This is a genomic window from Bartonella sp. AP3QHHD (assembly GCF_042195765.1).
Classification (GTDB): domain Bacteria; phylum Pseudomonadota; class Alphaproteobacteria; order Rhizobiales; family Rhizobiaceae; genus Bartonella.
Window position 1 is genome coordinate 1 of sequence record NZ_JBHIPC010000085.1, and the last position, 15847, is coordinate 15847.

14 protein-coding genes and 1 pseudogene are annotated in these 15847 nt (G+C 37.8%); 8 read left to right on the top strand and 7 right to left on the bottom strand.

Going from position 1 to position 15847, the window contains the following annotated elements; translation table 11 throughout:
• Positions 1-297 precede the first annotated feature (297 nt).
• From ACFIL7_RS05205 to ACFIL7_RS05240, 8 genes and pseudogenes are all read left to right on the top strand, one after another.
• Positions 298-381: pseudogene (locus ACFIL7_RS05205) on the top strand (TrwH protein); the annotation flags it as partial.
• A 220-nt stretch (positions 382-601) separates the two neighbouring features.
• Positions 602-1342, top strand: coding sequence for a type IV secretion system protein (locus ACFIL7_RS05210; RefSeq protein ID WP_375633577.1), 741 nt, complete (start codon positions 602-604; stop codon positions 1340-1342).
• Positions 1343-1465: 123 nt separating this feature from the next.
• A complete protein-coding gene (locus ACFIL7_RS05215) occupies positions 1466-2308 on the top strand; it encodes a type IV secretion system protein (protein ID WP_375683423.1) in 843 nt (280 codons plus the stop codon).
• A 323-nt stretch (positions 2309-2631) separates the two neighbouring features.
• Positions 2632-3333, top strand: a complete 702-nt coding sequence (locus tag ACFIL7_RS05220) for a virB8 family protein (RefSeq protein WP_375606007.1) — start codon at positions 2632-2634, stop codon at positions 3331-3333.
• A gap of 13 nt (positions 3334-3346) precedes the next feature.
• Positions 3347-4153 (top strand): P-type conjugative transfer protein VirB9, encoded by an 807-nt coding sequence (gene virB9 / locus ACFIL7_RS05225; RefSeq protein ID WP_375606008.1) that lies wholly within the window; start codon positions 3347-3349, stop codon positions 4151-4153.
• Positions 4153-5310, top strand: a complete 1158-nt coding sequence (virB10, locus tag ACFIL7_RS05230; protein ID WP_375618344.1) for a type IV secretion system protein VirB10 — start codon at positions 4153-4155, stop codon at positions 5308-5310. The genes virB9 and virB10 overlap by 1 nt, the downstream gene beginning before the upstream one ends.
• Positions 5285-6346 carry a P-type DNA transfer ATPase VirB11 gene (gene virB11, locus ACFIL7_RS05235; RefSeq protein ID WP_375634367.1) on the top strand — a complete coding sequence of 354 codons (1062 nt, stop codon included), beginning with the start codon at positions 5285-5287 and terminating at the stop codon, positions 6344-6346. Before virB10 ends, virB11 begins: the two co-directional genes overlap by 26 nt.
• Positions 6347-7611: 1265 nt before the next feature.
• Positions 7612-7788 (top strand): hypothetical protein, encoded by a 177-nt coding sequence (locus ACFIL7_RS05240; RefSeq protein ID WP_375618303.1) that lies wholly within the window; start codon positions 7612-7614, stop codon positions 7786-7788.
• Positions 7789-9658: 1870 nt separating this feature from the next.
• Here the strand turns inward: ACFIL7_RS05240 and ACFIL7_RS05245 are convergent.
• The 7 genes from ACFIL7_RS05245 to rimM all read right to left on the bottom strand — a co-directional run bounded on the left by ACFIL7_RS05245 (position 9659) and on the right by rimM (position 15795).
• Positions 9659-10438, bottom strand: a complete 780-nt coding sequence (locus ACFIL7_RS05245) for a succinate dehydrogenase iron-sulfur subunit (RefSeq protein WP_005774220.1) — start codon at positions 10436-10438, stop codon at positions 9659-9661.
• 14 nt (positions 10439-10452) lie between these two features.
• Positions 10453-12297, bottom strand: coding sequence for a succinate dehydrogenase flavoprotein subunit (gene sdhA / locus ACFIL7_RS05250; RefSeq protein ID WP_375634365.1), 1845 nt, complete (start codon positions 12295-12297; stop codon positions 10453-10455).
• A gap of 6 nt (positions 12298-12303) precedes the next feature.
• Entirely contained in the window at positions 12304-12690 is a 387-nt protein-coding gene (sdhD, locus tag ACFIL7_RS05255; RefSeq protein WP_375612246.1) for a succinate dehydrogenase, hydrophobic membrane anchor protein, read from the bottom strand.
• A gap of 18 nt (positions 12691-12708) precedes the next feature.
• The gene (gene sdhC, locus ACFIL7_RS05260; protein ID WP_375639816.1) at positions 12709-13110 is read right to left on the bottom strand and encodes a succinate dehydrogenase, cytochrome b556 subunit; all 402 of its coding nucleotides are present in this window, start codon (positions 13108-13110) and stop codon (positions 12709-12711) included.
• Between the two features lie 494 nt (positions 13111-13604).
• Positions 13605-14045 (bottom strand): 50S ribosomal protein L19, encoded by a 441-nt coding sequence (gene rplS, locus ACFIL7_RS05265; RefSeq protein ID WP_375612245.1) that lies wholly within the window; start codon positions 14043-14045, stop codon positions 13605-13607.
• Positions 14046-14254: 209 nt separating this feature from the next.
• Positions 14255-14953: a tRNA (guanosine(37)-N1)-methyltransferase TrmD gene (trmD, locus tag ACFIL7_RS05270; RefSeq protein ID WP_375612244.1), complete on the bottom strand. Its 699-nt coding sequence runs from the start codon at positions 14951-14953 to the stop codon at positions 14255-14257.
• Between the two features lie 284 nt (positions 14954-15237).
• Positions 15238-15795: a ribosome maturation factor RimM gene (gene rimM, locus ACFIL7_RS05275; RefSeq protein ID WP_375618306.1), complete on the bottom strand. Its 558-nt coding sequence runs from the start codon at positions 15793-15795 to the stop codon at positions 15238-15240.
• Between the last annotated feature and the right edge of the window lie 52 nt (positions 15796-15847).

A 15847-nucleotide genomic window follows, 5' to 3' on the forward strand; every position in this document is an offset into this window, starting at 1 on the left:
ATTCTCTCGCAAAAGGCATTACATTTGGACATCTATGGAAACATAGAAACTAGAGGATGTAGCTAGAAAGAAATGATTCTCGTAACAGAAACTTTAAATGCACACGATAAAATAACTAAAATATCTCATCCTACAGCGAAAAATATTCGCACTGAAATTGAGCTATTTTCATAAATTAAAAAATGAAATTAAGAAAAGATAAATTATCGTAAACTATACACTTTACTTTAGTGTCAAAATTATAATAATGACAACAAATATCAGAATGTATATAACAGTAAAAAGAGTCATATTAAAATGAAAAATATCATTCTTGTAATTTTGATTGCAAACCTTTTATCGGCTTGTGCATTAGCACCAAAGCTAAAACAGCCCAATGATAGNCATAACAGAAACTTTAAATGCACACGATAAAATAACAAGAATATCCAATCCTAAAGTAAAAAATATTCGCACTGAAATTGAGCTATTTTCATAAATTAAAAAATGAAATTAAGAAAAGATAAATTATCGTAAATTATATGCTTTACTTTATTATTAAAATTATAATAATGATAAAAAATGTTGGGCTTTTTTAATCGTCAAAAAGAGGAGTGTTAAGGTGAAAAAACGATTTATTACAATAGGAATGATTAGTCTTTTGGCAATGATAGATTTAACTCTAAGGTCTAACTTTAGTTGGGGTTCTGACGCTCAAACTTCAACTATCCAAATCTCCTCCTCAACAGAATATCTGAAAATTATTCAGTTGTTAACAGAAAAAATTAAAGTAACTGAAGAGCAGATCAATAACGCGAAAAAAGTCTATCAATCTATAACAGGAAGTAGAATAACAGAACTAAGAATAAAAGAGGAGGGGAATTTTTTCTTACACGATATGCCTATCTACGCAAAACTAAACCAAAACTACCATAACCTATTTGTGACTGAGTATCCCAATCTCAAAGACATTTCATTTTCTATTTATGCCGAAGAGAAAAGGGCAAACTTTTGGAGCCTTCCGCCAAAGATGATGCGACAAATAATTGATAAGCGTCTTAAATATAGTGGAATTGTCGAAAAAGCTGTAAGCTTGCAAACTTTCAAAGACGTAGAGAAGCGCTTTACGCAAATCATCGATTTCTTAGATGAGATAAATAGAACAACGAATCTAGCGGAAGTTTTCGAGCTACAAACACGCATCAGGAACATGTCATCCATGCTCCAAAATGAATATGCAAAATTACAAATGGTCAGAAATTTACGCGATAATGAAGAGCTCCTTATCGAAATACAAAAACGTAAATTGTATGGAAAAATAGTGAACTTTCAGTACACAGATATGCCCAGTGTAAGAATTTAGCGAATAAAGCTCTTTACAACATTTGCTTTTTTCATGAACACAAAAGCTAATTTACAGGGTTCAGTACTATCCCAATAATTCAAAGAGACACAGAGATTTTATCAAAGCCAAGATANGATAAATTTGGCACATGCAAGCAATTTTGATGGAAGTCATTTAGGTAGTAGCGTGCGGCTAAATCTTTTAAGGGCACAGATTCTTTCGGAATCACATACTAAACAGAATTCACCTGCTCCATCGCCACAACCTGCTCCATCGCCACAACCTGCTCCATCGCCACAACCTGCTCCATCGCCACAACCTGCTCCATCGCCACAACCTGCTCCATCGCTACAACCTGCTTCACCGCCACAACCTGCTCTATCAGCAGAATATTCGGAAATCCTTCAGCTTTTAAAAAAAGGAGAAATTATTGAGCTCTTAAAAAAGCAGCTTGATTCGAAAAGACAACAACTTTCACAAGTAGAAAAAGCTTATCAGGCTATAACAAAGGATCAGAAAACAAACCCAAAGCAAATAGACTTTTCTAGTTTTTTTCTTAAAGAGCCAGAATTTCTTTATACAGACAGTAAGCTTTCAAGGCAATCATATCAAGAGGTCTTGGAGGAAGAAAACAAAGTTTCTGGGAACTTTGATCAAATCAGCAAAGCTATTTCTGGGCGTTTACAATCTGTATCTGTTCAAGATAAAGCTGTGAGTTTGGAAAGTTTTGAAAACATAGAAAGTCGTTTTCAATACCTCAGAGGACTACTCGATGAGCTTCAAACAAAAGAAAAACTGAAAGACATTGCAGATCTTCAAGCACATATCGATGGTACATTAGCTATGATCCAAAATGAATTTATAAAAATGGAAATGGTAGCGTATTTACATGATGCTGAGCAATCACTTATCAAAAGGAAAAGACGCGAACTTGATATGATGTTTTTTAACAATGAAAAAAAACAGATACCGATCATACGATGAACACAAAAGCTAATTTACAGGGTTCAGTACTATCCCAATAATTCAAAGAGACACAGAGATTTTATCAAAGCCAAGATATCGTGGTGAAAATACTTAGGGACTGTATAAATGCAAATGAAGTGTTTAGCATGTATCTATGTTTCAAGGTGATAAAAAGTTGAAAATTCGTTAAAGAGGAATGCCATGAACTTTACTATGTTCACGCAACTTTTCGATAAAATTAACCAGGTAACACAAACATATGTCACGGGTATTTCCTCAAAAGCAATTGCTANTGTGCCTATTAATAAAACAATCCCTGCCGAAATCAAGCGAGGAGACAGATGAAAACAAAACAAGCAAAACCAGTGAAAGCCGAACAACTTAGAAGTTATTATGAAGAAAGCCGTGGCTTAGAACGTGATCTTATCAATGAATTTATAAGGTCGCGCAGAACGGCATGGCGTGTTGCGAGTACTGTGGGTCTTTTTGGCTTATTCGGTATGATATGTGGAGTTGTTGGATTTTCTCAACCAGCTCCAACTCCCTTAGTATTGCGCGTTGATAATACGACAGGTGCAGTTGATGTTATCTCAATCATGCGTGAACACGAAGAAAGCTATGGTGAAGTTGTAGATAGATATTGGCTAAATCAATATGTGCTTAACCGCGAAACTTACGACTACGATACTATTCAACTGAACTATGACACAACAGCACTTTTAAGTGCGGCATCTGTTCAACAAGAATATTATAAAATCTATGATGGAGAAAATGCACGGGACAAAGTGCTTTCCAACAAAGCACGTATCACAGTTAAAGTACGATCAATCCAGCCTAATGGACTCGGTCAAGCAACTGTACGTTTTACGACTCAGCAACTTGACAGCAACGGTGCTGCTACTGGACCAAAACAGCACCAAATTGCAACAATTGGTTACACCTATGTTGGTGCACCCATGAAATCATCTGATCGATTGCTTAACCCCCTTGGTTTTCAAGTAACAAGTTACCGTTCTGACCCAGAAATACTGTTGAATGATTAAGGAATTGATTGTTATGAAAAAACTTGCGTTCGTTGTTCTATTGTCTTCGTTTTCTTCTCTTTATACGGTACCTGTGCAGGCGCTCAAAAGTCCATCAAATTCACAATATGATCACCGCATTCGCTATATAACATATAACGAAGCCGATGTGGTTCAAATCGAAACAGTTCTTGGTGTGGCAACACATATTATTCTTGAAGAAGGTGAACAGTACATAACTCATGCCTTTGGCGATTCTGAAGCCTATGCCTTTGCTCATAAAGGGCGGCATATTTTTATTAAACCAAAAGCAGAACTTGCCAATACCAATCTCATCGTTGTAACCGACAAACGGAGTTATAAATTCCGACTACAATTTCGGAATGACCGTGCGGGATCAACATATGAATTGGCTTTCCATTATCCCGATTCAAACGATGAAAAGTCAGAAGAAAACAATCGACGCCTTGCGATTGAACGTGGTTTTCACCAAAGCGTCAACGGCTATAATCTCAGTTATACCATGAGCGGTCACCAAGATATTGCTCCGATAAATGCTTGGGACAATGGGCGTATTACTTACTTCAAATTTCCCGCTAACATGGATATGCCATCGATTTATGTCGTAGATGCTGAAGGCAATGAAAGCTTAATACCACGCACCGTTATCGGCAGTTCTAATGATATTATCGCCGTTCATAAGGTCAATCCTAAATGGCTCATACGGCTTGGTAAACGCGCTCTAGCTGTTTTTAATGAAGCCTATGACCCCAATGGCGTACCAAACACAACAGGGACAGTATCTTCGGTGGTTTATCGTATCAATAAAGGAGGAAAATGATGTTTGACAATAAGGAAGGAGAGGGAAAAGGTACAAAACTGGACAACGTCGAGCAAAAACATATTGAAGGTGCCTATGGAGGATCCGAACTAGGTTCTGAACGTCGTCCGACAATTCCAGGTACCCGTGCATTGTTAATGGTAGGACTTATTGTCATAGTAGCGATACCGATTGCCTTGACTTGGAAAGCTTTTAAAATGCGTAATACCGTGGAGGTTGAGGAAGAAAAACCACAACAAATAGTACAGCAAATTATACCAAACTATGTCCCTCGGATTATAGAAGAGCCAAAGATTGTAGAAGAAGCAGAAAAATCAACACAAATAGAAGATTCAAACTTGGATATTCCACCGGCCTTGAGTAAACTTCTTCAAACAGCCATTCCTCCACATATGCTCCAAGATTCTGAAGAATTAGCACGCAAGCGTATGCTCAGTTCTAGCCTTAACAACGGTGGTAGCGAAGGATCTACAGATACAAATAATAAAGCATCGAATAATGATAGAGGTAATGGCGTATTATTTGATAACCTTCAGCCCGTGCGTTTAGGTCAATCACATGCGATGCAACTTCGTAACCGTGACTTTTTGATTACACAAGGAACGCAAATAGATTGTACGTTAGAAACAAAAATCATTACATCACAACCCGGAATGACGACGTGTCATTTAACACGCGATATTTATTCCACGAGTGGACGTGTTGTTTTGCTTGACCGTGGTTCTAAAGTCGTTGGTTTTTACCAAAGTGGCATACAACAAGGACAAACGCGCGTGTTTGTGCAATGGTTACGCATTGAAACGCCTTCTGGTGTTGTTGTCAATCTTGACTCACCAGGCACAGGTCCTCTGGGTGAAGCGGGTATTGGTGGCTGGGTTGACAGACATTTTTGGGAACGATTTGGTAGTGCAATTATGGTAAGCATTATCGGTGATTTAGGAGAATGGGTAAGAGGAAAAGTTGGTAAAAGCAGCAAAGAAAATAAAGATAACTCACAAAATAAAGGAGCTCAGAATGCTGAATCTATAGCAATCGATGTTCTTCAGAATTCCATCAATATCACACCAACACTTTACAAAAACCAAGGCGAACGAGTAAATATTTTTGTTGCTCGTGATCTGGATTTCAGCGATGTCTACAGTCTCGTCACACGTTAACCCGATACAAAAAGATCAAGCAGTTTTTCAGCTTCTGCAACCGCTTGATTGTTTTTTAGAAGATCCCACGATCACTGAATTATCGATTTGCCGCCCCTGTGAAGTATGGACGAAAAGCTTTAAGGGTTGGCAAGTACATAGCGTACCAGAGTTAACAACCACTTTTTTGCAAACGCTTATTACAGCTATTATCGTTTATAACGGTATGGCTCCCAGAAGTATTAATTATGTGCTCTTGCCTGGTGGGCAACGTGGTACAATTATACAAACACCAGCTGTTGTTGATGGTGCTCTTTCCTTTGTAATTCGTAAACATTCTCTCATAGTTAAGACGTTAGAAGAACTCAAAGAAGAAGGGGCTTTTGACGATTTTTCTGATGTAAGTTTTAATAAGCCTTCAGCAAAAGAAGCCAATAACTTGTTATCGAGGCAGGACTTCACACGGTTGGAACCATTTGAAGTTCAACTCTTACAAAGTAAACGTGAGGGAAAAATTCTTGAATTTTTGGAAAAATGCGTCCTTCACAAACGCAACATTATTATCGCAGGCAAAACAGGATCTGGTAAAACAACATTTGCTCGCTCTTTAATTGAAAAGGTCCCTGTAGAGGAGCGTATTATCACAATTGAAGATGTTCATGAGCTTTTTCTACCCAATCATCCCAATCATGTACATATGATTTATGGTAACAATGTAGGTCGTGTTTCAGCTGAAGAATGCCTAGATGCGTGTATGCGTCAGTCGCCTGACAGAATTTTTCTCGCTGAATTGCGAGGCAATGAAGCATGGGAATATCTCAATTCGCTCAACACTGGTCATCCCGGATCGATTACAACAACGCATGCCAACAGCGCTTTGCAGACATTTGAGCGATGTGCCACCTTGATTAAAAGATCAGAAATTGGCCGGCAACTCGAGTTAGAAATGATAAAAATCGTTCTCTATACAACAGTTGACGTAGTGTTGTTCTTTAAAGATAGAAAACTCTCTGAAGTCTTTTACGACCCGATTTTTGCTAAATCAAAAATCGCTTAAGGGGAGCTTCCTCTCTCGGTAATATGAAGCAAACAAAAATAGCCGTAACTAATTGTTACGGCTATTTATTTAACTTTTCCTATTCTCTTTGCTTCTCCAATGGATTTTCTACACTCTTCATGAAGAAAAAAAGAAAAAAGTTAATAGACAACAACTCTACGAGAAAACCAAATTATACATAAGGCTCTCTCTATTCTCTTGCCTTTGATCATTCTTTCCATTTACCTTTTGAAAAAGTATCTTTGATGCAAAAAAGAAAAAATAGCTGCAAAATAAATATTTAAACAAAAGAAAAGAATAAATTTTGATTCGCCTATCAATGAAAGCTTCGTAAAATAGATACTTTCGATCATCACAAACAATTATCGTCATCAAGACCAAAACTTATCGTTTAAAAATTCTAAGTGCTATCTTCAAGTGATTAATAAATGTGTTTTTTAACCAAACAATCTCCAAATACGGAAAACCTCATACGAAATAAATTATCATTTCAATTTAGCATCCATAAACCACATTCTATTTGGTAATAAAAAGTATAGTGGCATATCAACGTCTTCTTCGGACGAAGAAAGATTCTTAACCTCCAGTTGTTCGTAAACAACCAAATTTCTCTTAAGCAAGCTTTGCTAACCATATCACGTGGCTTATGTCCCTCTCCTAAAGACGATATCCATAGATTACATAAGGTAAGCTCTACTCTGAATATTCCTGCTCTCTTCTCTGCACCTCAAAAAGAAAAAATTCCTAAAAGCACAGATCTACAATCACTCTTCTTAAGATGCATCACATTGTCTTATAAAGAGTGTTCATTATTTTGCGTGTTGGATAAAAGATCTTAATACCGTAGGATTCTCTCATTTCAAAGCTGTTTATTAACCAAAACCATGTCTCTTGCACATTATAAGTAAATAAAGCCGTATAGAATGAAACTGTACAAAAAGCACTAAAAATGCCTTTTATAAACCATCCAAAATGCCCAAAATTGTCACAATATTGGGAGTTTGCAAAGTGTCTAATGGCGTCCAACTTGCTCTTTTATGAAGTGTAAAAATGGAGATGCTCTATAAATTTTATATTATTCATCGGAGCTTTACCATTATACCATCCACGAGCTCTGTAGTGAAATAAGCTTAGGCACCTTAAAGAAAGGTTTCTTAAAAACAAGCGTGTAAATTGACAAGCAAAGTGTATTTGGTTCGGGGCGTTCTGTTTTACATAAAGGTTTTGATCTTATTAAAGAACGAGAGAAACAAAAGCGTGAAGCAATGCGTAATCTCTATTATTTAAAAGACATTACTCTAGATGCTTTTAAAAGTCGTAAAGCAGAATTTAAAAATGATGCTAAAAATGGAAACTGGTTTGCACCTTTACAGCTTCATATTCTCCTCAAATTAGGAGGCTGTATAGCGACTTTCAAAGATTACGCCAACAGAGATACATAATACTCTTAACTCCCATCTGATAAGTGAAAGCTGCAACAGCAAAAGCTCTTTTAGAAAAACAACGCCATAAAGTCATTAATAAACCGACAATGAATTGGAGAAATGTTCCAGATTTTTATCAAACACTCTGCAAAGCAACAATAATGATACAACTGGCTTTGCATCTGCTTATTCTTACAGGTGTTCGTACCCATCTCTTGCATCAATTCGTGAAGATCAGATTGAAGAGGATATATGAACAATTCTTGGCTCGAGAATACGAACGGTTTGCGTGATACTACAGGAGATTTCGCATGCCATTATGATCACAAATATTAAAAATTTTAAAATAAGCACGCTTGTTTTTTCGCAATGATTTCTGTTTTCTGTAACCGGTCGTAGTCCTTATTAATGTGAATTTCCTATCACAGTATATAAGAGAGATTAGACTAAAAACCTGTCCACGTAGATTTCGCTCTCATTTACGTAATTGGCTAACAGACTCCACCTATCACACCTCAAAGGACGAAGCCTCTTAACACGCAAACTAATCTGCAAACAATCCGCCCCCTCGCCTAGCAGATTTCACCTTCTAACCACTCTAATTACCACATCCTAAATACGATAGTGTTTTATGGCACAACAGAATAAATACCAAAACAATGACTGATTATACCGTTAATACTTGGACACCTCTTTTTCATGTTAAGAAATATCTTTTATGCTGAAAAATAAAAAACACTTTTACTGCTTAAACAACTTTCTTAGGCATACATACAAGAACAATGAAATACCCTAACATAATAAATAAGATCTAAACCTAGAAATCTCTATTTTTTTATAGATAAAAACATATAAAATCAAAACCTCCGAAACTCGTCAAATACAACATATTTTCTTTGATTATTGAATTTATTCAACTCAAACGAACCTACAAACACCGCTTATTCCACATTCGCAACATGTGTTCTTAGAATTCTTACTATCGTTTTCTAAATTTTTAGAGAAACCTATAAATTTGCTATTTTTCAAACGTCTTATCTGCTCTTTAATGAATTTAAATCTATGACGTTACAATAATTTTAAATTACTTCCCCCTGAACTGTATGATCTATCTCTACAATAGATAGGGATTTTACGTTCTCCATTTTTTAAGAACTATAAATTTTGTTTTTTAATGCTATTAACAATCCAATCTTTAAAATAAAAAATATGACCTTTAAATATATAAATGATGTTATCAAAAATTCCTAATCCTGAATATTCGCAATGTTTTCGATATTATAATAAACGTATCGTAAAATGACAAACTGTCATAATGATCACTTCTTTGTATTTCATATGAATAATTTACATGCGTTATAATATTTGTATCAGCATTTATTTTTTGTGCTATATTTATACAGAGTGATCTTTTTTATAAAAAATGATCAATTGAATCTGCGTCAAAGTATAAATTATGATGCGAATTTAATAAAAATAAAAACACATGGCATATTGATTTTATTGTTTTTACATAGAACGCTATTTAAAGTATAGTTTACTCGAAAGACTAATGCCTTTTTAAAGGCAATAATAACTATACTAACCGCCTTATAGAAGCCAATAAATTTTTAGAGATTAAGCCTCAAAGAGGCACAAAAAACACGCACAATTTTCTATTTTTCTTTTTACTGTTCATTAATCGGTTAATTTTCAAAGATAATATTCAACTATGAGTTTTCTGCTCAGCCATTGCAAGAATTGCTTAAATTTTTAGGGATTACTTCACTTTTAGAATGATGATAGCTACTGCGCCCCCATAAGCAGCCGATCTTCTTTTAGAGATTTAATTGCTAAAAGGAGATACAATTTCCCACCTTGCGCTTTATTTTGATCAATCAGTAAATTTTCAAAGGCGGCGTTCAACCATGAGTTTTTTAATTTCAGCAATCGCTTTCGCTGGATTTAATCCCTTTGGACAAGTTTGCGCACAATTCATAATCGTATGGCAACGATAAAGGCGGAAAGGATCTTCTAAATTATCAAGACGTTCACCACACATCTCATCACGTGAATCCGCAATCCAGCGATAAGCTTGAAGCAAAACAGCGGGCCCCAAATAACGATCACCGTTCCACCAATAACTTGGACATGAAGTCTGACAACACGCACACAAAATACATTCATAAAGGCCATCGATTTTTTGGCGATCGGAGTGACTTTGTAACCATTCTTTTGCAGGTTCAGGAGAAACTGTTTGCAACCAAGGCTCAATGACTCGGTGTTGTGCATAAAAACGCTTTAAATCAGGAACCAAATCTTTAACAACCGGCATGGAAGGCAACGGATAGACCTTAATGGGATGTTTTACATCATCCATCCCTTTGGTACAAGCTAATGTATTGGTTCCATCAATATTCATCGCACATGAACCACAGATGCCTTCACGGCATGATCGACGAAGTGTCAAAGTTGGATCAATATGGTTTTTAATAAACAAAAGCCCATCAAGAATCATAGGACCACAAGCAGAACGATCCACATAATAAGTATCTAAATGAGGATTTTCCTCATCATCAGGCGACCAACGATACACGTGAAATTCCGTCAGCTTTGTAGCACCTTCAGGTTTAGGCCAAACCTTTCCCGGTTTTACTTGAGAATTTTTGGGAAGCTTAATTTGTACCATATTTCATTCTCCCCTTAATAAACCCGTTTTTTAGGTGCAATGCGCTTTAAATCGATCCCACCATCAGCTTCAGATGTTAACGGGTCCACATGGACAGGTCGATATGATAATGTCACCTTACCCTCTTTTGACAAATGTGAAATCGTATGTTTACGCCAGTTTTTATCATCACGCTCTGGATAATCTTCACGAGCGTGAGCGCCACGGCTTTCTGAACGTGCTTCGGCAGAATGAACAGTCATGATTGCATTCGCCATGAGATTTTCAAGCTCTAATGTTTCAACCAAATCAGAATTCCATATCAGAGAACAATCTGTGACTTTGAGATCCGACAATTCCCCCCAGATTTTATTCATCCGTTGACATCCCTGTTTCAAAGAATCTTCTGTACGGAAGACTGCTGCATCTTCTTGCATCGTGCGTTGCATTTTTTCACGCAATACAGCTGTTGGTATTGCCCCTTGTGCAAAACGTAAACGATCAAAACGCGCTATAATTTCGTCAACAGCTTCTTCATTGATGGGTGGAATTTCTGCATTCCGATCAATAACTTCACCCGCGCGAATGGCAGCAGCACGACCAAACACCACAAGATCAATTAATGAATTTGACCCCAAGCGATTAGCACCATGAACAGAAGCACATCCTGCTTCTCCTACCGCCATCAGCCCTGGTTGAATACGATCAGGCGAATCAGCCGTTGGATTGAGAACTTCCCCGTAGTAATTGGTAGGAATCCCACCCATATTATAATGAACCGTTGGCAAGATGGGGATAGGCTCTTTTGTTACATCCACCCCTGCAAAAATCCGTGCTGATTCTGAAATCCCTGGTAAACGCTCATGCAAGATTGCAGGATCAATATGATTGAGAACCAAATGAATATGATCCTTCTTAGGTCCAACGCCACGCCCTTCACGAATTTCAAGTGTGATACAACGCGAAACCAAGTCACGTGAAGCCAAATCCTTAAAGGAAGGTGCATAACGCTCCATAAAGCGTTCACCTTCAGAATTGATTAAATAGCCTCCTTCACCACGAGCTCCTTCTGTAATTAAGCAGCCAGAACCGTAAATCCCTGTCGGATGGAATTGCACAAACTCCATATCCTGAAGTGGCAATCCAGCGCGTGCGATCATTCCACCACCATCACCCGTACAGGTATGCGCCGATGTCGCAGAAAAATAAGCGCGTCCATAACCACCGGTTGCAAGAACAACCATTTTGGCAGAAAAACGATGTATTGTACCATCATCGAGATTCCATGCCACAACCCCCGTACAAACCCCATCCGTCATGATGAGATCGAGTGCAAAATATTCAATAAAAAATTGCGCATCATGCTTTAAGCTTTGTCCATAAAGCGTATGCAAAATGGCATGGCCTGTACGGTCAGCTGCTGCACAAGTACGCTGAACAGGTGGACCTTCACCAAATTGTGTCGTATGTCCACCAAAAGGACGCTGATAAATTTTGCCTTCTTGCGTTCGCGAAAAAGGAACGCCATAATGTTCTAATTCATACACAGCAGCAGGAGCATTACGCACCAAATATTCCATTGCATCGGTATCGCCCAACCAATCAGAACCTTTCACGGTATCATATAAATGCCACTGCCAATTGTCAGGTCCCATATTTGAAAGCGATGCAGCAATTCCCCCTTGTGCTGCAACCGTATGTGAGCGCGTTGGAAAAACCTTCGTAATACAAGCTGTCTTTAATCCTTGTTCTGCCATACCCAGTGTCGCACGTAATCCTGCACCACCTGCCCCAACAACAACAACATCAAATTTATGATCCACAGTGCGATAAGGGGCGTTACCTGCTTTAGCACCCAGAGATGATCCTGTACCCGCCATACTTGTTTAACCCCCTAATGCAATTTTCAAAAGAGAAAAAATAATGATACCACCTATGAGAAAACAAAATAAAATATTTAACGTCAAAAAGAATATCCGAAAACCTTCACGTGGAATATAATCTTCAATCACTACCTGCATACCAAGTTTCATATGATAAAGGACCGAAAAAGTCATCAATCCCATCAAAATAGCAACAATAGGATGTGCAAGTCTTGCACGCACAATACTATAATCCTTGCCCACAAGCGAAAGAATAAGAACAATAAAAAATATCAAAAGTGGTAGATTGATAAACCCCGTCAAACGTTCTAGCCAAAAATGCTCTGTTCCTTCATGAGCACTGCCACGCCCCCGTACTTTTCCAAGTTCCGTTCGAAAATCTTTTTTCATGTCTCTTTTCACCCCCAGCTAAACAACCGTATATCCAATAATCCAAATCGCAAAAGTAACAATAAGAGAAATAAAAACTGTCGCCCACGCAGTGACTGTTGCCTTTTCTTTTGCCAAAAAGCAAGGCTTCAGATCCCAAACAATGTGGCGAACACCACCAACCATGTGATGAACCCCTGCCAAAGTATAAAGAAACAAAATACACAATCCAAACCAAGAACTATAAATTTCGTAAACTGTTCTAAATGTCTCCTCGCCACACGCAATAGCAATTAACCAAACAGCAAGAAAAACCGTTCCAACATAAAGCGCCATACCCGTAATTCGGTGTGCAATGGACATGGCCATAGTAATTGTCCAACGATAAATACTTATATGAGGGGAACGAGGGCGCTCTTTTATCCTAGTTGTCTCTATCATAAAATATCCTGACCTGGTTTATCATAAAATATCCTGACCTGGTTTTTGCAACCGCAATGAACGAGAAAGTTCGCGCAAAACGACTAAACATACTCTCTCGTTTTTACTTGTTTGGCATCTCAAGATACCGATATTACAGGTCGGTTGTCTCAAATAACGGATTAAAGGTCACGCATAAAAAACCGATTACTCCCTGGATATGATCCGCAAAACTCGCCTTAATCTAATACACTTTTATCTTCACGTCAAAGGTCTAAAATCGTTTCCAAATATAAACAGACATTTTTTCAGATTAAACTTATCCTTTTGAGTATTCACGATATATGCAATAGTCTCTTAAACTGCACCCATAATTAAGAATAAAAAGAGGAAAAATTGATAGATTGAACATTTTTATGTCCACTCCAAGCCTTTTAAAAGGCAAAACGAATCAAGAAAGACACAAATAAGCGGCATAAAAGCCGCTTTTGCATAAAGTTTAGCCGATATAATCTTTACTCAGAAACTTGCTTTTCAACATCTGTGCTGACAGATGCTGCTTCTACTTTCTCAACAACCTTTTCAGCTTTTTTCCGATAATCTCTCTTTTCAGCGATACGTGCAGCTTTACCTCTCAAGCCACGTAGATAATAGAGTTTTGCACGGCGCACTTTACCACGGCGCACCAGCTCAACACCTTCAATCAAAGGAGAATAAACAGGAAATACCCTCTCCACCCCTTCACCATAAGAAATCTTGCGTACTGTAAAGGTCTCATTCAACCCACCGCCTGAACGCGCAATACAGACACCTTCATAAGCCTGAACACGCGTCCGTGTACCTTCCGTCACACGCACCATGACACGGACTGTATCTCCTGGCTGAAATGCTGGAAATTGGCGCTTTTCTTCAATTTTTGCACATTGTTCAGCTTCAAGCTGTGCGATAATATTCATTTCTTTTATCCTTCATGTTCTTTATCGAACAGTCAGAGCGCTCAACTCTTACCAAAAAAGCCTTTATTAAGAATAAGGAGCTCTTTAGGCTATGTCTTACACAGGAGCGAATACACCATTCCTTCATTTTAATTTTGGAACTACAGAAAACCTTTTATAAAAAACTCTCTAAAAAGAGAGCCATGCAATACACCACCTTATCATATGAATCAAGTTTTCTGATGATTTTTATTATAACGCGCATAAAGATCAGGGCGACGTTGACGTGTTAACAATTCGGCTTGGCTTTGACGCCAATCTGCGATCGCTTTGTGATGACCTGAGAGCAATACAGGCGGAATACCCCGCCCTTCGAAAAGAGAAGGGCGGGTATATTGCGGATGTTCCAGCAAGTCATTTTCAAAACTTTCACACCTTGCAGAAGCTGCATTCCCCATCACTCCAGGCAGAAGACGTATAATAGCATCTAAGATAACCAATGCAGCTGTTTCACCCCCTGAAAGAATATAATCACCAATAGAAACTTCTTCTAATTCTCGTGCTTCTATGACTCGCTCATCAACCCCTTCAAAACGTCCACAAACTAACGTTACACCCGTATCACGAGCCAAGCTATGCGCGTAAGCTTGATCAAAAGGGCGTCCACGTGGACTCATCAACAATCTTGGCGAATCCTGTGGACAGCAATCAAGAGCAGCCGCCAATACATCCGCCCGCATTACCATACCAGCTCCCCCACCAGCAGGTTTATCATCAACGCTATGGTGTTTGTCTAAAGCAAAATCCCTAATCTGTACCGTCTCCAGTGACCAAATTCCACGCTCTAAAGCTTGCCCTGCTAAAGAATACCCTAAAAAACCAGGAAACATTTCAGGATAAAGGGTTAAAACGCGCGCCTGAAACTTCATTTTATTTCTTATCCTTATTTTCTTAAACAGACTCTTAATAGCAAAAATAGCACAAACAAGACTTTTAACGCTATAGAGTTAATTTGAGTCTCCTTGATCTGCGCCATATTCAATACGATCCTTCTAAATACTTGCACTAAAAAAGACTCTAAAAATTCAGGACTATTTCGAGATAAAGTGCTTACAATATCTGCTCAAAAGAGCATTTTTAATATTTTCACACATTCCACTTTTTATTGACGAAATTCATCTGTTGTTTTTTACCTTCATCTTTATTTTTAGATTCAAGCTATTTCCTTTTTATCATTGTCTCCCCCATCAATTAAACCAGCGGCCATGGGATCAACAACAAGAAAACCAGAATCCATACAAATTTCTGGTACCGCCGCCTTACTAAAGGGAATAAGAACTCTTTTACCTGTATTCAAACGTATTTCAAGCAAATCACCAGCCCCGAAATTAAAAAAACCACACACTTCACCTAAGATTTTTCCCCCACAATCTTGGACACACAAGCCTATTAAATCGACTTGATAAAACTCATCCTCCATCAAATCATCAATTAATTGATCACGCGTCACATAAAGGCGAATACCTTTTAAAGACTCAGCCGCATTACGATTTTCTACCCCTTTAAAACGTACAATCGCCTTATTTTTTTGTATGCGAAGAGTTACAATTTCATAAGAACGCCCCATATCATCATAAAGAGTGCTGTAAAACTTGAAACGCTGTGGCTCAGCACTTAGAATTTTAACAAAAACATCTCCTTTTATACCATGAGGCATACCAATAATGGCAAGATAGACTTTATTTTTAAGCTTTTCTTTATTATACTTCATGCAAAAATATTATCTCTCAAAAATGAACCCTTCAATCTTATAGTTTTCTATT